Annotated in this window: 28 protein-coding genes; all 28 read left to right on the top strand. The window is 48.3% G+C overall.

What is annotated here, in order from left to right:
• Nucleotides 1-8: 8 nt before the first annotated feature.
• The 28 genes from fusA to rpsD all read left to right on the top strand — a co-directional run bounded on the left by fusA (nt 9) and on the right by rpsD (nt 15331).
• On the top strand, nt 9-2105 hold the full coding sequence (fusA, locus tag A3OW_RS0120540; RefSeq protein WP_026223772.1) for an elongation factor G: 2097 nt from the start codon (nt 9-11) through the stop codon (nt 2103-2105).
• 34 nt (nt 2106-2139) lie between these two features.
• The gene (tuf, locus tag A3OW_RS0120545; RefSeq protein WP_020565325.1) at nt 2140-3330 is read left to right on the top strand and encodes an elongation factor Tu; all 1191 of its coding nucleotides are present in this window, start codon (nt 2140-2142) and stop codon (nt 3328-3330) included.
• 7 nt (nt 3331-3337) lie between these two features.
• Nucleotides 3338-3649 (top strand): 30S ribosomal protein S10, encoded by a 312-nt coding sequence (gene rpsJ / locus A3OW_RS0120550; RefSeq protein ID WP_020565337.1) that lies wholly within the window; start codon nt 3338-3340, stop codon nt 3647-3649.
• An 18-nt stretch (nt 3650-3667) separates the two neighbouring features.
• Nucleotides 3668-4318 carry a 50S ribosomal protein L3 gene (rplC, locus tag A3OW_RS0120555; RefSeq protein WP_020565338.1) on the top strand — a complete coding sequence of 217 codons (651 nt, stop codon included), beginning with the start codon at nt 3668-3670 and terminating at the stop codon, nt 4316-4318.
• A gap of 3 nt (nt 4319-4321) precedes the next feature.
• Nucleotides 4322-4942 carry a 50S ribosomal protein L4 gene (rplD, locus tag A3OW_RS0120560; RefSeq protein ID WP_020565339.1) on the top strand — a complete coding sequence of 207 codons (621 nt, stop codon included), beginning with the start codon at nt 4322-4324 and terminating at the stop codon, nt 4940-4942.
• Nucleotides 4939-5238 carry a 50S ribosomal protein L23 gene (rplW, locus tag A3OW_RS0120565; RefSeq protein WP_020565340.1) on the top strand — a complete coding sequence of 100 codons (300 nt, stop codon included), beginning with the start codon at nt 4939-4941 and terminating at the stop codon, nt 5236-5238. The genes rplD and rplW overlap by 4 nt, the downstream gene beginning before the upstream one ends.
• A gap of 38 nt (nt 5239-5276) precedes the next feature.
• Nucleotides 5277-6104 (top strand): 50S ribosomal protein L2, encoded by an 828-nt coding sequence (rplB, locus tag A3OW_RS0120570; RefSeq protein WP_026223773.1) that lies wholly within the window; start codon nt 5277-5279, stop codon nt 6102-6104.
• A gap of 12 nt (nt 6105-6116) precedes the next feature.
• The gene (gene rpsS, locus A3OW_RS0120575; protein ID WP_026223774.1) at nt 6117-6389 is read left to right on the top strand and encodes a 30S ribosomal protein S19; all 273 of its coding nucleotides are present in this window, start codon (nt 6117-6119) and stop codon (nt 6387-6389) included.
• Between the two features lie 8 nt (nt 6390-6397).
• Nucleotides 6398-6733, top strand: a complete 336-nt coding sequence (gene rplV / locus A3OW_RS0120580; RefSeq protein WP_020565343.1) for a 50S ribosomal protein L22 — start codon at nt 6398-6400, stop codon at nt 6731-6733.
• Nucleotides 6734-6742: 9 nt separating this feature from the next.
• The gene (rpsC, locus tag A3OW_RS0120585; protein ID WP_020565344.1) at nt 6743-7414 is read left to right on the top strand and encodes a 30S ribosomal protein S3; all 672 of its coding nucleotides are present in this window, start codon (nt 6743-6745) and stop codon (nt 7412-7414) included.
• A 16-nt stretch (nt 7415-7430) separates the two neighbouring features.
• Nucleotides 7431-7844, top strand: coding sequence for a 50S ribosomal protein L16 (gene rplP / locus A3OW_RS0120590; protein WP_020565345.1), 414 nt, complete (start codon nt 7431-7433; stop codon nt 7842-7844).
• On the top strand, nt 7844-8035 hold the full coding sequence (gene rpmC, locus A3OW_RS0120595) for a 50S ribosomal protein L29 (RefSeq protein ID WP_020565346.1): 192 nt from the start codon (nt 7844-7846) through the stop codon (nt 8033-8035). Before rplP ends, rpmC begins: the two co-directional genes overlap by 1 nt.
• 2 nt (nt 8036-8037) lie before the next feature.
• A complete protein-coding gene (rpsQ, locus tag A3OW_RS0120600) occupies nt 8038-8301 on the top strand; it encodes a 30S ribosomal protein S17 (RefSeq protein WP_020565347.1) in 264 nt (87 codons plus the stop codon).
• Nucleotides 8302-8333: 32 nt separating this feature from the next.
• Nucleotides 8334-8702 carry a 50S ribosomal protein L14 gene (rplN, locus tag A3OW_RS0120605; protein ID WP_020565348.1) on the top strand — a complete coding sequence of 123 codons (369 nt, stop codon included), beginning with the start codon at nt 8334-8336 and terminating at the stop codon, nt 8700-8702.
• Nucleotides 8703-8717: 15 nt separating this feature from the next.
• Nucleotides 8718-9035, top strand: a complete 318-nt coding sequence (rplX, locus tag A3OW_RS0120610; RefSeq protein WP_020565349.1) for a 50S ribosomal protein L24 — start codon at nt 8718-8720, stop codon at nt 9033-9035.
• Nucleotides 9036-9046: 11 nt separating this feature from the next.
• On the top strand, nt 9047-9586 hold the full coding sequence (rplE, locus tag A3OW_RS0120615) for a 50S ribosomal protein L5 (RefSeq protein ID WP_020565350.1): 540 nt from the start codon (nt 9047-9049) through the stop codon (nt 9584-9586).
• 13 nt (nt 9587-9599) lie between these two features.
• Nucleotides 9600-9905, top strand: a complete 306-nt coding sequence (rpsN, locus tag A3OW_RS0120620) for a 30S ribosomal protein S14 (protein ID WP_026223775.1) — start codon at nt 9600-9602, stop codon at nt 9903-9905.
• Between the two features lie 30 nt (nt 9906-9935).
• A complete protein-coding gene (gene rpsH / locus A3OW_RS0120625) occupies nt 9936-10331 on the top strand; it encodes a 30S ribosomal protein S8 (RefSeq protein WP_020565352.1) in 396 nt (131 codons plus the stop codon).
• 12 nt (nt 10332-10343) lie between these two features.
• On the top strand, nt 10344-10877 hold the full coding sequence (gene rplF, locus A3OW_RS0120630; RefSeq protein ID WP_026223776.1) for a 50S ribosomal protein L6: 534 nt from the start codon (nt 10344-10346) through the stop codon (nt 10875-10877).
• A gap of 9 nt (nt 10878-10886) precedes the next feature.
• Nucleotides 10887-11240, top strand: coding sequence for a 50S ribosomal protein L18 (gene rplR, locus A3OW_RS0120635; protein ID WP_020565354.1), 354 nt, complete (start codon nt 10887-10889; stop codon nt 11238-11240).
• A gap of 9 nt (nt 11241-11249) precedes the next feature.
• Nucleotides 11250-11756, top strand: a complete 507-nt coding sequence (gene rpsE, locus A3OW_RS0120640; protein WP_020565355.1) for a 30S ribosomal protein S5 — start codon at nt 11250-11252, stop codon at nt 11754-11756.
• A gap of 5 nt (nt 11757-11761) precedes the next feature.
• Nucleotides 11762-11947, top strand: a complete 186-nt coding sequence (rpmD, locus tag A3OW_RS0120645; RefSeq protein WP_020565356.1) for a 50S ribosomal protein L30 — start codon at nt 11762-11764, stop codon at nt 11945-11947.
• Nucleotides 11947-12381: a 50S ribosomal protein L15 gene (rplO, locus tag A3OW_RS0120650; RefSeq protein ID WP_020565357.1), complete on the top strand. Its 435-nt coding sequence runs from the start codon at nt 11947-11949 to the stop codon at nt 12379-12381. The genes rpmD and rplO overlap by 1 nt, the downstream gene beginning before the upstream one ends.
• A 21-nt stretch (nt 12382-12402) precedes the next feature.
• Entirely contained in the window at nt 12403-13704 is a 1302-nt protein-coding gene (gene secY / locus A3OW_RS0120655) for a preprotein translocase subunit SecY (RefSeq protein WP_026223777.1), read from the top strand.
• A gap of 25 nt (nt 13705-13729) precedes the next feature.
• Nucleotides 13730-13843: a 50S ribosomal protein L36 gene (gene rpmJ / locus A3OW_RS27390; RefSeq protein ID WP_083918258.1), complete on the top strand. Its 114-nt coding sequence runs from the start codon at nt 13730-13732 to the stop codon at nt 13841-13843.
• 79 nt (nt 13844-13922) lie between these two features.
• The gene (gene rpsM / locus A3OW_RS0120660; protein WP_020565359.1) at nt 13923-14279 is read left to right on the top strand and encodes a 30S ribosomal protein S13; all 357 of its coding nucleotides are present in this window, start codon (nt 13923-13925) and stop codon (nt 14277-14279) included.
• Between the two features lie 26 nt (nt 14280-14305).
• On the top strand, nt 14306-14692 hold the full coding sequence (gene rpsK, locus A3OW_RS0120665) for a 30S ribosomal protein S11 (RefSeq protein ID WP_020565360.1): 387 nt from the start codon (nt 14306-14308) through the stop codon (nt 14690-14692).
• An 18-nt stretch (nt 14693-14710) separates the two neighbouring features.
• A complete protein-coding gene (gene rpsD, locus A3OW_RS0120670) occupies nt 14711-15331 on the top strand; it encodes a 30S ribosomal protein S4 (protein WP_020565361.1) in 621 nt (206 codons plus the stop codon).
• Nucleotides 15332-15338 lie beyond the last annotated feature (7 nt).

A 15338-nucleotide genomic window follows, 5' to 3' on the forward strand; every position in this document is an offset into this window, starting at 1 on the left:
CGACAGTTGTGGCGCGAAAAACTCCCATAGAGCGATATCGTAATATTGGCATCATGGCTCACATCGATGCCGGCAAGACCACTACGACGGAGCGGGTCTTGTATTATACGGGAGTGTCGCACAAAATCGGCGAAGTGCATGAAGGCACTGCAACCATGGACTGGATGGAGCAGGAGCAGGAGCGGGGAATTACGATAACTTCTGCGGCAACGACCTGTTTTTGGTCGGGCATGGAGAAGCAATTCCCGCAGCACCGCATTAACATTATCGATACGCCCGGGCATGTCGATTTTACGATCGAGGTCGAGCGTTCGCTGCGCGTTCTGGACGGTGCCTGTGCGGTGTTTTGTGCCGTGGGAGGAGTCGAGCCGCAGTCGGAAACGGTGTGGCGCCAGGCTAATAAATACCATGTCCCTCGGCTGGCTTTCGTCAATAAGATGGATCGTTCGGGAGCCGATTTTCTGAAGGTCATTGAGCAAATTAAAACCAAGCTGGGAAGTCAGGCTGTTCCCTTGCAGTTGCCCATCGGCGCCGAAGACAAGTTCGAAGGCGTGGTGGATCTTATCAAAATGAAAGCCATCTATTGGGAAGAAGCCAATATGGGCATGACTTTTGTTGAGAAGGAAATTCCTGAGGGCATGCAGGCCAGTTGCGAGGAATGGAGAGAGCGCGCAGTTGAAGCCGCGGCCGACGCCAATGAAGAATTGATGGAAAAATATCTTCAGGAAGGCTCTCTGACGGAAGAGGAAATCAAGCAGGGGTTACGGCAGCAAACCATCGCGAATCGCATTGTCCCGGCCTTTTGCGGATCGGCCTTTAAAAACAAGGGCGTCCAGGCGATGCTTGATGCGGTGGTGGAATATCTGCCGGCTCCAACCGATATTCCGGCGATAAAGGGTGTGCTCGAGTCGGATTCGAGCGAGGTCGAGCGACCGGCCAGAGAACAGGCGCCTTTTGCTGCGTTGGCGTTCAAGATAGCCACCGATCCTTTTGTAGGCACGCTGACTTTCTTTAGAGTGTACTCCGGAGTGCTGAATTCCGGAGACAGTGTTTACAATTCGGTAAAAAAGAAAAAAGAGCGCATTGGTCGTATCGTGCAGATGCATGCCAATAGCCGGGAAGAAGTAAAAGAAGTTTTTGCCGGAGACATAGCGGCTGCAATAGGGCTTAAAGAAGTTACTACCGGCGATACGCTGTGCGACCCCAAGGAAGCCATCGTATTGGAAAGAATGGAGTTTCCCGAACCTGTGATTTCGGTGGCGGTGGAGCCTAAAACAAAAGCGGATCAAGAAAAATTAGGTATTGCTTTAGGAAAATTGGCGCAGGAAGATCCTTCGTTTCGCGTGCAAACCGATGAAGAATCCGGGCAGATCATAATTTCCGGCATGGGTGAGCTTCATCTCGAAATCATCGTCGACCGGATGAAGAGGGAATTCAATGTGGAGGCCAATGTTGGCGCTCCGCAGGTAGCTTACCGTGAAACCGTACGGGCAACGGTAGAACAGGAAGGTAAATTTGTAAGGCAATCGGGCGGCCGTGGGCAATATGGTCATGTCTGGTTGAGAATCGAGCCGCAAGAGCCTGGGACGGGTTATCAGTTCGTCAATGAGATTGTTGGCGGGGTTGTTCCCAAGGAATATATCCCGGCAGTCGACAAAGGCGTTCAAGAACAGTTGAAAAGCGGTGTTCTTGCCGGTTATCCGGTGCTGGACGTAAAGGTTTCATTGATCGATGGGTCGTATCATGACGTCGATTCCAGCGAAATGGCTTTTAAAATAGCGGGTTCCATGTGTTTCAGGGAAGGCGCGAGAAAAGCGAATCCGGTTTTGCTTGAGCCGATCATGAAAGTTGAGATTCTGACCCCTGAGGAATACATGGGAGACGTGGTCGGCGACATCAACAGACGCCGCGGAGTCATTCAGGGCATGGAAGATACACCGTCTGGCAAAACGATTGGCTGCGAAGTTCCTTTAGCTGAAATGTTCGGTTATGCAACCGATTTGCGTTCTGCAACACAGGGGCGGGCAACCTACAGTATGCAGTTTGAAAAATACAGTGAAGTACCTGCTGGTATTGCGGAAGCGATTATTAAAAGATCTTCATAAAATAGAAAGTAACATTTAAATAAGGTATTGACTCATGGCCAAAGAAAAATTTTCACGTAGCAAGCCGCATGTAAACGTAGGCACGATCGGTCACGTGGACCACGGCAAGACGACCCTGACCGCCGCCCTGACCAAGGTGATGGCGGAGCTGCAAGGCGGCGAAGTAAAAGCGTTCGATCAGATCGACAACGCGCCGGAAGAGCGCGCGCGCGGGATCACCATTGCGACCTCGCACGTGGAATATCAATCGGCGACCCGTCACTATGCGCACGTGGACTGCCCGGGCCATGCCGATTACGTGAAGAACATGATCACCGGTGCGGCGCAGATGGACGGCGCCATTCTGGTGTGCTCGGCGGCGGACGGTCCGATGCCGCAGACCCGTGAACACATTCTGTTGTCCCGTCAGGTGGGTGTGCCTTACATCGTCGTGTTTCTGAACAAGGCCGACATGGTGGACGATCCCGAGCTGATCGACCTGGTTGAAATGGAGCTGAGAGAATTGCTGGACCTGTACGAGTTCCCGGGCGACGACACGCCGATCATCGTGGGTTCGGCGCTGAAGGCTTTGGAAGGCGACACCAGCGAGATCGGCGTGCCCTCGATCGTCAAGCTGGTGGAAGCCTTGGACAGCTACATTCCGTTGCCGGAAAGAGCGGTGGACGGTGCTTTCCTGATGCCGATCGAAGACGTGTTCTCGATCTCGGGCCGCGGCACCGTGGTGACCGGCCGGGTGGAGCGCGGCATCATCAAGGTGGGTCAGGAAGTGGAAATCGTCGGCATCCGTCCGACCACGACCACCACCTGCACCGGCGTGGAAATGTTCCGGAAGCTCTTGGATCAAGGCCAGGCGGGCGACAACGTCGGTATTTTGCTGCGGGGCACCAAGCGCGATGAAGTCGAGCGCGGTCAGGTGCTGGCGCAAAAAGGCACGATCAAGCCGCACAACCATTTCAAGGCGGAAATCTACGTCTTGTCGAAGGAAGAAGGCGGCCGTCACACGCCGTTTTTCAATGGCTACCGTCCGCAGTTTTATTTCCGGACCACCGACGTGACCGGCGCCGTGGAGTTGCCGGAAGGCGTGGAAATGGTCATGCCGGGCGACAACATTGCCGTCGAAATCAAATTGATCTCGCCGATTGCAATGGACGAAGGCTTGCGTTTTGCGATCCGGGAAGGCGGTCGTACCGTCGGCGCGGGCGTCGTGGCATCAATTATCGAGTAATAGAATTATGGCAAATCAAACTATCAGAATCCGCTTGAAATCATTTGATCATAAACTGATTGATCAATCGGCTGGCGAGATAGTAGAAACAGCAAGGAGAACGGGCGCCCTGGTCAAGGGCCCCATCCCTTTGCCTACTAAAAAAGAACGGTTTACGATTTTAATCTCCCCGCATGTCAACAAGGATGCGAGAGATCAGTACGAGTTAAGAACTTATAAGAGATTGCTGGATATCGTAGAACCTACCGAAAAAACGGTAGATGCATTGATGAAATTGGATCTTGCAGCTGGCGTTGATGTACAAATAAAGTTGAATTAAAAATAGAGGAATTGGCAGATGTCAATAGGTCTTGTAGGTCGTAAGTGCGGAATGACCCGGGTTTTTTGTGATGATGGCTCGTCAGTACCGGTGACTGTTCTTCAGATTGATTCGAATAGAATCACTCAAGTGAAAGGTATTGAAGTTGATGGTTATCGTTCAATTCAAGTAGCGGTTGGCGAAAAAAAATCATCGAAAGTCAATAAAGCAATGGCTGGCCATTATGCTGCGGCAAATGTGACTGCCGGTCGTGGTCTTTGGGAGTTCAGACTCGAGGACGGCGAAGGCGAAGATCTATCTGTCGGTTCCGAATTGTCCCTGGACATTTTTTCGGTGGGCCAAAAAGTCGACGTGCAGGGACGGAGCATCGGTAAAGGATTTGCCGGCGGTATCAAACGTCACAACTTCAGCATGCAAGATGCGACTCATGGTAACTCGCGCTCGCACAGGGTGTTAGGTTCGATCGGTATGAACCAAACCCCCGGTCGGGTATTTAAGGGAAAGAAAATGGAAGGTCATCTGGGCGACGTAAAAACGACGGTTCAAAACCTGATCATTCATTCGATCGACAAAGAGCGGAACATCATACTGGTTAAGGGCGCAGTACCTGGTGCGAAGGGCGGCGACGTAGTCATCCGGCCTGCATCTAAAATGAGGAATAAAGGTTAAGTTATGGGTTTGCAAATACCTGCTATCAACGAACACGACTCAGCCGGAAAAATTGAGGTATCCGAATCGGTTTTCGGGCAGTCGTTCAACGAAACATTGGTGCATCAACTGGTGACAAGATATCTGGCCGGGGCAAGAGCCGGCACCAAGGCGCAAAAAACGCGCTCGGATGTCAGTGGCGGCGGTTCCAAACCGTGGCGGCAAAAAGGCACCGGCCGTGCGCGCTCCGGTTCGACGCGCAGTCCGATCTGGCGCACCGGTGGCGTTACTTTCGCAGCAAGACCGAGATCCTACGAGCAGAAACTGAATAAGAAAATGTTTCGTGCCGGTATACGTTCCATATTGTCCGAATTATTGAGACAGGAGCGTTTGGCGGTCAGCAGCGATTTTTTACCTTCTTCGCCGAAAACTAAAGAGCTGGCTGCTAAATTAAAAACCCTGGATGCAAAACGTATCCTGATTGTGGTCGAAAGCATTGATGAAAACCTGGCTCTGGCTTCAAGAAACATTCCTTACGTAGAAGTCATCGAGGCCATTAATTTGAGTCCCGTTTTATTAGTCGCGGCAGACAAGGTTATTGCTTCACCGGGTGCGTTGAAAAAAATTGAGGAGCACTTGGCATGAATTTGACAAACTATCAATTGGCAAATGTTTTACAGGCGCCGATTATTTCGGAAAAAAGCACTAATGCAGCCGAACAGAATAAACGAATTGTTTTTAAGGTAAAGCCCGAGGCTACCAAAAAACAGGTCAAAGATGCAGTAGAAGCCATGTTTAAAGTCGAAGTGGATTCGGTCAATATTTTAAACGTTAAAGGCAAGCAAAAACGATTTGGCCGAACTCTGGGCAAGCGATCTGATTGGAAAAAAGCCTATGTAAAGCTTAAGCCCGGTCATGATATCGATTTTTCAGCTGCATAAATCTATTTAAAGTATAAATACGATAGGAAACGGTAATCATGGCGATTGTAAAATCAAAACCGACATCTCCGGGATCTAGGTTTGTCGTCCGAATCAAAAACGATGATTTGTACAAAGGCAAGCCTTATGCTCCTTTGTTGAGCAAAAACGCGAAAAGCGGCGGCCGGAATAATCAAGGGCGGATCACTACGCGGCACGTGGGCGGCGGTCACAAGCAGCACTACCGCATCATCGACTTTAAAAGAAATAAAACCGACATTCCGGCCGTGGTGGAGCGTCTGGAGTACGACCCGAACAGAACGGCTCATATCGCGTTGATCCTGTACAAAGACGGAGAGCGTAGATACATTATCGCTCCGAAAGGCATGGAAGTCGGTCAGGAAATCATTTCATCCGAGACAGTGCCGGTCAAACCGGGGAATTGCATGCCGTTGCGGAATATTCCCATGGGCACCACGGTTCACTGTGTCGAATTAAAGCCCGGCAAGGGTGCGCAATTGGCTAGAAGTGCCGGTACTTCCGTGCAATTGGTCGCCAGGGAAGGAGCGCATGCAACCATCCGCTTGCGGTCGGGAGAAATGCGCAAAGTCATGGCCGATTGCCTGGCGGTGATCGGCGAGGTATCGAATGCAGAGCATAATCTGGCTTCACTCGGAAAAGCCGGCGCCACCCGCTGGAGAGGCGTTCGCCCGACAGTTCGTGGTGTCGTTATGAATCCGGTAGACCACCCACATGGTGGCGGTGAAGGCCGTACATCGGGTGGAAGGCATCCCGTATCTCCATGGGGTATGCCGACCAAGGGCTATAAAACCAGAAAGAATAAGCGTACCGACAACATGATTGTCAGACGCCGTAAGCAAAAATAGAGAGGAATTAGCGTGCCACGTTCAATTAAAAAAGGTCCTTTTATTGATCATCATCTGCTGAAGAAAGTAGAGGATGCTGTTAAAAGCAATAATCGGAAACCGATTAAAACCTGGTCAAGAAGATCGATGATTATTCCCGATATGTTGGGTTTAACAATTGCAATCCACAATGGGCGTTTGCACATTCCTGTTCTCATCTCCGAAAACATGATTGGGCATAAGTTGGGAGAGTTCGCTCCCACGCGAACATACAAAGGCCATGTGGCTGATAAAAAATCTAAATAGGTCGAAAGATGGAAGTTACTGCAAGGTTAAATAATGCCCCACTATCGGCGCAAAAGGCCCGATTGGTTGGTGATCAGATACGTGGCATGCCGGTTGATAAAGCGCTGAATTTGCTGAAATTCAGCTCTAAAAAGGCGGCCGCTATTTTTAAAAAGGTTCTGGAATCCGCCATTGCGAATGCGGAACACAATGAGAGTGCCGATATTGATGAATTAAGGGTGTCCACCGTTTATGTCAATGAAGGGGCGACCATGAAAAGATTTAAGGCAAGGGCGAAGGGGCGTGCGAATCACATCCTGAAGAGAACCTGCCATATCACAGTTAAAGTCGCAGAATACGAATAGAGGCAGAAAATGGGTCAAAAAGTACATCCGGTAGGCGTTCGCCTGGGCATAGTTAAAGATTGGAATTCAAGATGGTATGCAAGCAATCAGGATTATTCCGTTTTTTTGCATCAGGATTTGACCGTCCGGGACTATATCAAGAAAAAACTGGCTCATGCATCGGTGAGCCGTATCCAGATCAATCGTCCTGCCAATAACGCTCATATCACGATTCATACGGCAAGACCGGGCATCGTTATCGGTAAAAAAGGCGAGGACATCGATGTTCTGAAGCAGGAAGTGTCCAAAATGATGGGCATTCCAGTTCAGCTTAACGTCGAAGAGATCAGAAAGCCCGAACTGGATGCTCAGTTGGTGGCGGAAGGCGTTGCACAGCAATTGGAAAAGCGGATCATGTACCGCAGAGCCATGAAGCGGGCCGTGACCAATACCATGCGATTAGGGGCGGAAGGCATCAAAATCAACGTCGGCGGTCGTTTGAATGGCGCCGAAATTGCCCGCAGCGAGTGGTACAGAGAAGGCCGCGTTCCTCTGCACACGTTAAGAGCCGATATCGATTACGCCACGGCTGAAGCAAAAACCACCTATGGAATTATCGGCATCAAGGTGTGGATATTCAAGGGTGAAGTATTCGATATGGATGCGCATGTTGCATCGATAAATTCTGAAACCAAAAAATAGTTGAAGGGATAAGACAATGCTTCAACCAAAAAGAACCAAATTCCGTAAGCAGCACAAAGGCAGAAACAACGGTATCGCCGTGCGTGGATCCTCCGTCAGTTTCGGAGAATACGGCTTGAAAGCCGTTTCCCGTGGCAGATTGACGGCGCGCCAAATAGAGTCGGCGCGTAGAACCATTACTCGTCACGTTAAGCGGGGCGGAAAAATATGGATCCGAATCTTTCCGGACAAGCCGATTACGAAAAAACCTTTAGAAGTTCGTATGGGAAAAGGCAAAGGTAGTGTAGAATACTGGGTTGCTCAAGTAAGGCCGGGTGCCATGTTGTATGAAATTCAGGGTGTCAGTGAAGAATTGGCGCGCGAAGCGTTTACTTTAGCAGCGGCAAAATTACCTTTGAAAACAATGTTTACTGCGCGGACCATAATGTAATGAAAGCAAGTGAATTACGCCAAAAAAGTAAAGACGACCTGGGGAGGCTGTTGCTCGAGTTATCCCGGGAACGCTTTAATTTGAGAATGCAAAAAAGTACCGGACAGTTGGCTAAGCCTGCTGAAATTAAAAGGGTGAGACGCGACATCGCGAGAATTTTAACCGTTATGAATGAAAAGACGGGCGGCTAACGATGACTGAGAATGTAAGCAAAATCCGGACAATCAACGGAAAAGTAGTCAGCAACAAGATGGATAAGACCATTACTGTTCTGGTCGAGCGCGTGGTCAAGCACCCGGTGTATGGAAAATACGTTAAACGCTCCACCAAGCTGATGGCACATGATGAAAACAATATCTGCCAGGAAGGCGACATTGTGGCCATTACCTCTTGCCGGCCGTTGTCCAAAAACAAAACTTTCAAACTTGTTGAAGTTTTGGAAAGTGCCGGCAAATAAATTGAGCTCTATCTAAAAATTAGGAAACAATCATGATTCAGATGCAAACTAGCCTTGACGTCGCCGATAATAGTGGCGCAAAAAAGGTCATGTGTATCAAAGTATTAGGTGGTTCGCACAGACGCTATGCGAACATCGGCGACATCATTAAAGTCAGCATCAAGGATGCAATACCTCGCGGACGCGTAAAAAAAGGCGAAGTGTACAACGCCCTGGTTGTCAGAACCAGCAAAGGCGTTCGCCGTCCGGACGGTTCCGTCATTCGTTTCGACGGCAATGCGGCAGTGATACTGAACAACAATCTGCAGCCGCTCGGTACCCGTATCTTTGGCCCGGTAACCCGTGAGTTGAGAGGTGAGAAATTCATGAAAATCATCTCGCTGGCTCCAGAAGTTCTGTAAGGTTAGGTGACGAACATGCAAAAGATTAGAAAAGGCGATGACGTCATTGTCCGCACCGGTAAAGACAAAGGTAAAAGCGGTCGAGTCACCAAGGTATTGAAAGACGGCATGGTTGTGGTTGAAGGCATCAATCAGGTCAAAAAGAATCAGAAACCGAATCCTAATAAAGGCGTGTCCGGCGGTATCATCACCAAAGACATGCCTATCAATATTTCCAATATCGGATTGTATAATCCTGCAACTAAAAAGGCGGACCGCGTTGGCTTCAAGTTTCTGGAAGACGGCAAGAAAGTCAGATATTTCAAATCAACAAAAGAAGTTGTTGATGTTTAAGGTATAAGATCATGGCTAGACTGGAAACTGAATACAAAGAAAAAATACTGCCCGCACTGGTTAAGCAATTTGGCTATAAATCGGTCATGCAGGCTCCGAAAATCACTAAAATCACGCTGAACATGGGCGTGGGCGGTGCTGTTGCCGATAAAAAAATTCTGCAATCCGCGCTTTCCGACATGGAAAAAATCTCGGGTCAGAAACCGATCGTCACGCTGGCGAGAAAGTCCATCGCAGGATTTAAAATACGCGACGACATGCCGATCGGTTGCAAGGTGACTCTGCGCAGCGACAGAATGTACGAATTTCTCGATCGACTGATCAATATCGCCATTCCCCGGATCCGGGACTTCAGGGGATTGAACTCCAAAAGCTTCGACGGTCGGGGCAATTATTCTATGGGTGTCAAAGAGCAAATCATTTTTCCTGAAATTGATTATGACAAGATTGACGCTTTGCGTGGCATGGATATTACGATTACGACAACCGCTCAAACCAATGAGGAAGGCTTGGCGTTGTTGAGATTGTTCAATTTTCCATTTAAGAATTAAAGAGCGTTTTGTTATGGCAAAAAAGTCAATGGTTGCGCGTGAAGTCAAGCGTAAAAAATTAGTACAGAAATATGAAGCGAAACGGAAAGCTCTGAAAGAAATTATCAGAAGTCCGAAATCGACATTCGAAGATAAGGAATCGGCTCAGATACAACTCCAAAAATTACCGAGAGATTCCAGCGGGGCCCGAATCCGGAATCGTTGCAGCTTGACCGGCCGCCCGCATGGTTTCTACCGCAAGTTCGGGCTTAGCCGCAATAAGCTGAGAGAAGCGACCATGCGCGGCGATGTTCCCGGCGTGGTCAAGGCGAGCTGGTAAGGTCCGTGGATCAAGTTTGGAGATATTAAAATGAGTATGACAGACCCGATAGCAGACATGCTGACCCGAATTCGGAATGGTCAGGCTGCTAGGAAAAAGTTTATAAAACAACCCTCTTCAAAGCTTAAGGTATCTATAGCCAGAGTTTTGAAAGAAGAGGGATACATTACCGATTTCAGCACAGAAACGATCGGTAACCATACCGAGATGACGATCGAATTGAAATATTACAAGGGCGCGCCCGTCATCGAAAGCATAAAAAGAATTAGTAGACCCGGTTTACGTATTTATAAATCTAAAGACGAATTGCCAAAAGTGCTTGGCGGCTTAGGGATTGCTATTGTATCAACATCTAACGGTGTAATGACTGATAGGTCCGCGCGCGCGATCGGGCACGGCGGCGAAGTTATTTGCACGGTTTGTTAACATAGGTGTGTTATGTCAAGAATTGCTAAAGCCCCAGTTGCCATTCCAAGTGGCGTCGACGTCAAGCTCGATGGCAATACGATGACCGTAAAAGGAAGTAAAGGTCAGCTATCTTTCAATTTCAATTCGGCAATCCGCATGGAAGTTGCAAATAATACGATCCAGATGCAATGGAACAAGGACGATAAAAATGCAACTTCGCAAGCAGGGACTGCAAGAGCCATCGTCAACAACATGGTGACCGGGGTTTCGGCCGGATACGAAAAAAAATTGTCGTTGGTAGGCGTCGGTTACCGTGCTCAGGCCAAGGATAAAAATCTGAATCTTGCGCTCGGATTTTCTCATCCGATCGATTTCGAAGTGCCGGCCGGCATTACTGTTGAAACGCCAAGCCAAACCGAAATAGTGGTCAAAGGCAGTGACAAACAGTTGGTGGGAGAGATTGCGGCCAAAATCAGATCCTATCGTCCACCGGAGCCTTATAAAGGCAAGGGCGTTCGTTATGCCGATGAACATGTGGCAAGAAAAGAAGCTAAGAAGAAGTAAGGTGGCGTGATGGATAAGAAACAGGCTCGTTTAAAACGCGCAATAAAATTGCGCAGTAAAATTAAAAAGATAGGCGCAACCAGGCTGTCGATTCATAAATCCGGCCAACATATTTATGCGCAAGTAATCAGCGACGACGGAAGAAGTACTTTGGCTAGTGCATCCACTACCCAGGCGGATATCAAGGCTTCCTTGAAAAGTACCAGCAACATGGAAGCGGCTGCCGAAGTTGGAAAAATAATAGCGCAACGGGCATTGGCCGCCGGTATTACCGAAGTGGCTTTTGACCGTTCCGGATTTAAGTATCATGGCCGCGTGAAAGCATTAGCCGATGCCGCTCGTGAAGCCGGTTTGAAATTTTAGGGGAATAATATGGCTACAGCACCTGCTCAAGGCAGCACTGACGGTCTGCAAGAAAAATTAGTATCAGTACGGCGCGTTGCAAAAGTTGTAAAAGGCGGTAGAGTATTCGGCTTCACGGCGTTGACCGTGGTGGGAGACGGCGAAGGACGCGTCGGCTACGGGGTGAGCAAGGCTCGGGAAGTTCCGATCGCCATCCAGAAATCACTGGAGCAAGCCCGGAAAAACATGCGCAAGGTTTCACTGAAGGGCGATACCTTGCAGTATCCCATTATGGATTCCACGGGCGCAGCAAAAGTATACATGCAGCCTGCCTCCGAAGGTACCGGCATTATTGCCGGTGGCGCGATGAGAGCGGTATTCGAAGTGGTTGGCGTTCACAACGTGTTGGCGAAGTGCATCGGCACCAGCAATCCGATCAATGTGGTTCGAGCCACGATCAATGGTTTGACTCGCATGCATAATGCCAATCAGATAGCCGCAAAACGCGGTTTGTCGGTAGAAAAGATCCTCGGGTAGTTAATATGTCGAGCAATAAATTGAGCGTAACGATGATTAAGAGCAAGTTTGGCAGGTTGCCGAGCCACCAGGCCTGCTTGCACGGGTTGGGATTGAAAAAAATCAATCAGACCGTTGAAGTACTCAATACCCCGGAAAACAGAGGTATGATCAATAAAATATCATACATGCTAAAAGTTGAGGAAAAGTAATGTTTTTAAATACCATTCAGGCGAGTGAAGGATCGCGCAAGAAAGCGAAGCGAGTTGGTCGCGGAATAGGTTGCACCCTTGGAAAAACTTGCGGAAGAGGCCATAAAGGTCAAAAGGCAAGAGCGGGCGGGTTCCATAAAGTCGGATTTGAAGGCGGTCAGATGCCTTTGCAACGGCGATTGCCTAAAATCGGTTTCAAATCCCGGAAAAGCATGTACAGTGCCGAAGTCAGACTGAGCGAACTTAACTCATTGTCTGTTGATGTGATCGACTTGAAGGCTTTGATTGAACATAACGTAGTTCCTGCTTTTACAAAAACAGTGAAAGTCATCAAATCCGGCGAGCTTAACAAAGCGATTACCGTTAAAGGCATCAAGGTAACCGGTGGCGCTAAACAATCCATCGAGTCCGTTGGCGGCAAAGTCGAGGTCTAAGTGAGCGCATCACCCAACCAAATAGCAAACAAACCTGCGGGCTTGTCTGAATTAAAATCGAGATTGCTTTTCGTGCTGGGGGCGTTGTTCGTCTACCGGGTCGGAGCTCATATTCCGGTTCCGGGTATCGATCCTAAGGCCCTGGCTGCTATGTTCGAACAACAGAGCGGTTCAATCTTGGATATGTTCAACATGTTTTCGGGCGGCGCCTTGATGCGGTTGAGTTTATTTGCTCTTGGGATCATGCCTTATATTTCGGCGTCAATTATCATGCAATTGATGACCGTGGTCATTCCGGCCATGGAGCAGATAAAAAAGGAAGGCGAATCCGGCAGGCGCAAGATATCGCAATATACCCGATACGGCACCGTCGTGCTGGCTTCGTTTCAAGCCGTCGGCATTTCGTTGGCTCTGCAGAACCAGAGCGCCGGAGGGATGCCGGTAGTCTTGCATCCGGGTATCGGATTCATTGCAATTACCGCCATTACTTTGGTTACCGGCACGGTTTTCCTGATGTGGTTAGGCGAGCAGGTGACCGAACGCGGTATCGGTAACGGAATCTCCCTTATCATCTTTTCCGGTATCGTGTCGGGCTTGCCAAGAGCCATCGGAGGCACGCTGGAACTGGCGAGAACCGGGGAAATGAACGGCGGTTTCATCATTCTGCTGTTTCTGATTTCCATATCGGTAACCGCTCTGGTGGTTTTCGTGGAGAGAGGACAAAGAAGGATAATCATCAATTATCCTAAAAGACAACAAGGACGTAAAATGTATGCTGGACAAAACAGTTTTCTGCCTTTGAAACTCAATATGGCGGGAGTCATTCCGCCCATTTTTGCGTCGAGCATCATATTGTTTCCTGCAACGGTCGCTGGCTGGTTCGGTAATACCGAAGGTCTGTATTGGCTGCGGGACGTGGCTACCATGCTGTCGCCCGGTCAGCCGGTTTATGTGATGTTGTACGCAACAGCGATCATTTTCTTTTGTTTTTTCTATACCGCTTTGGTTTTCAATTCCAAAGAAACTGCAGAAAACTTAAAAAAATCCGGTGCTTTTCTGCCCGGGATTCGTCCCGGTATCCAGACCAGTGCTTATATAGATAAAGTAATGACCCGGTTAACGTTGATCGGTGCGTTCTATATTACGCTGGTGTGTTTGTTGCCTGAATTTCTGATCGTTTACTGGAATGTTCCTTTTTATTTTGGTGGAACCTCCTTGTTAATCATTGTTGTGGTGGTCATGGATTTCATTTCACAAATGCAAACTCACGTGATGTCGCATCAATACGAAGGATTAATGAAAAAGGCTAATTTAAAGAAATAATTATTGAACAATTGTGGAGTCGGTTATGAAAGTTCGTGCTTCGGTTAAAAAAATATGCAGAAATTGCAAAATCGTAAAAAGAAACGGGATTGTTAGAGTCATCTGTGAAGACGGTACTCATAAACAAAGACAAGGTTAAAAATTTGTTGTGCCGAAATTATCGCAGTGCTATAATTCGGCGCTTAACTACAGTATATACAACTCAGGGGAATATCTAGATGGCGCGTATTGCCGGGATAAATATACCAGATCATAAGCATGCCGTTATTGCCTTAACAGCTATTTATGGGATTGGGCGTCAGACAGCAAATAATATTTGCGTTGAAGCCGGAATAACACCTTCAGTGAAAATTAAAGAACTTACTGAAGAACAGTTGGAAACTATTCGTAATATAGTTTCGAAGATGACCGTGGAAGGTGATCTTCGCCGTGAAGTTTCAATGAATATTAAGCGTTTGATGGACCTCGGTTGCTATCGCGGCATAAGACATCGCCGGGGGTTGCCGTTAAGAGGGCAGAGAACGCGAACCAATGCCCGCACACGCAAAGGTCCTCGTAAACCGATCAAAAAATAAGATATTCTCCTTAAGAGGTTGATGAAATGGCTAGTCCAAATCGTTCCAGAAAACGTATCAAGAAAGAAGTGGCTGATGGCGTCGTCCATGTACATGCCTCATTTAACAATACAATAATTACCATTACAGATAGAAAAGGAAATACCTTGTCCTGGGCGACCTCGGGCGGTTCGGGGTTCCGTGGCTCGAGAAAGAGTACGCCTTTTGCCGCGCAGGTGGCGGCTGAAAAAGCGGGAGTCGTTGCGCAGGAATACGGCATGAAAAACCTGGACGTTATGATCAAAGGCCCGGGTCCGGGTCGTGAGTCGGCAGTGCGTTCATTGAACAATCTGGGGTTCAAAATTAACAATATCATTGACGTGACGCCCATTCCGCATAACGGATGCCGTCCTCCCAAGAAACGCCGCGTATAGGAATCTGGAGTAGTAATTATGGCAAGATATCTAGGACCTACCTGTAAATTAAGCCGCAGAGAGGGAACCGATTTATTTTTAAAAAGCCGGGGTAAATCTTTAGAAAACAAGTGCAAGCTTGATCAAAGACCGGGACAACATGGCACCAAGCGTACCAGAAACTCCGACTATGCGATGCAGCTCAGAGCAAAGCAGCGTTTGCGTAGAATTTATGGAATTCTGGAAAAGCAATTCAGAAATTATTATAAGATTGCCGACATGAAGAAAGGCGCCACCGGCGAAAATCTTCTGAATCTGCTCGAATCTCGCCTCGATAATGTGGTTTACCGGATGGGCTTTGCTTCAACCAGAGCGGAAGCAAGGCAATTGGTTACTCATAAGGCGGTACTGGTTAACGGCGCTGCGATCAATGTGCCGTCTTATCAATTAGCGCCAGGCGATACCTTGTCAATCCGCGACAAGGCAAAAAAACAGCAAAGAATTTTGGATGCTTTGGCTGTTACCGAACAATACGGATTTCCTTCCTGGGTTGAAGTAAACTCGAAAACCATGTCCGGTACATTCTCTTCCTTGCCTGATCGCGCTGATTTAGGTAGCGACATCAATGAGCAGTTGGTTGTTGAGCTTTACTCCAAATAATTGCAGT

It is taken from the genome of Methylosarcina fibrata AML-C10, assembly GCF_000372865.1.
GTDB lineage: Bacteria > Pseudomonadota > Gammaproteobacteria > Methylococcales > Methylomonadaceae > Methylosarcina > Methylosarcina fibrata.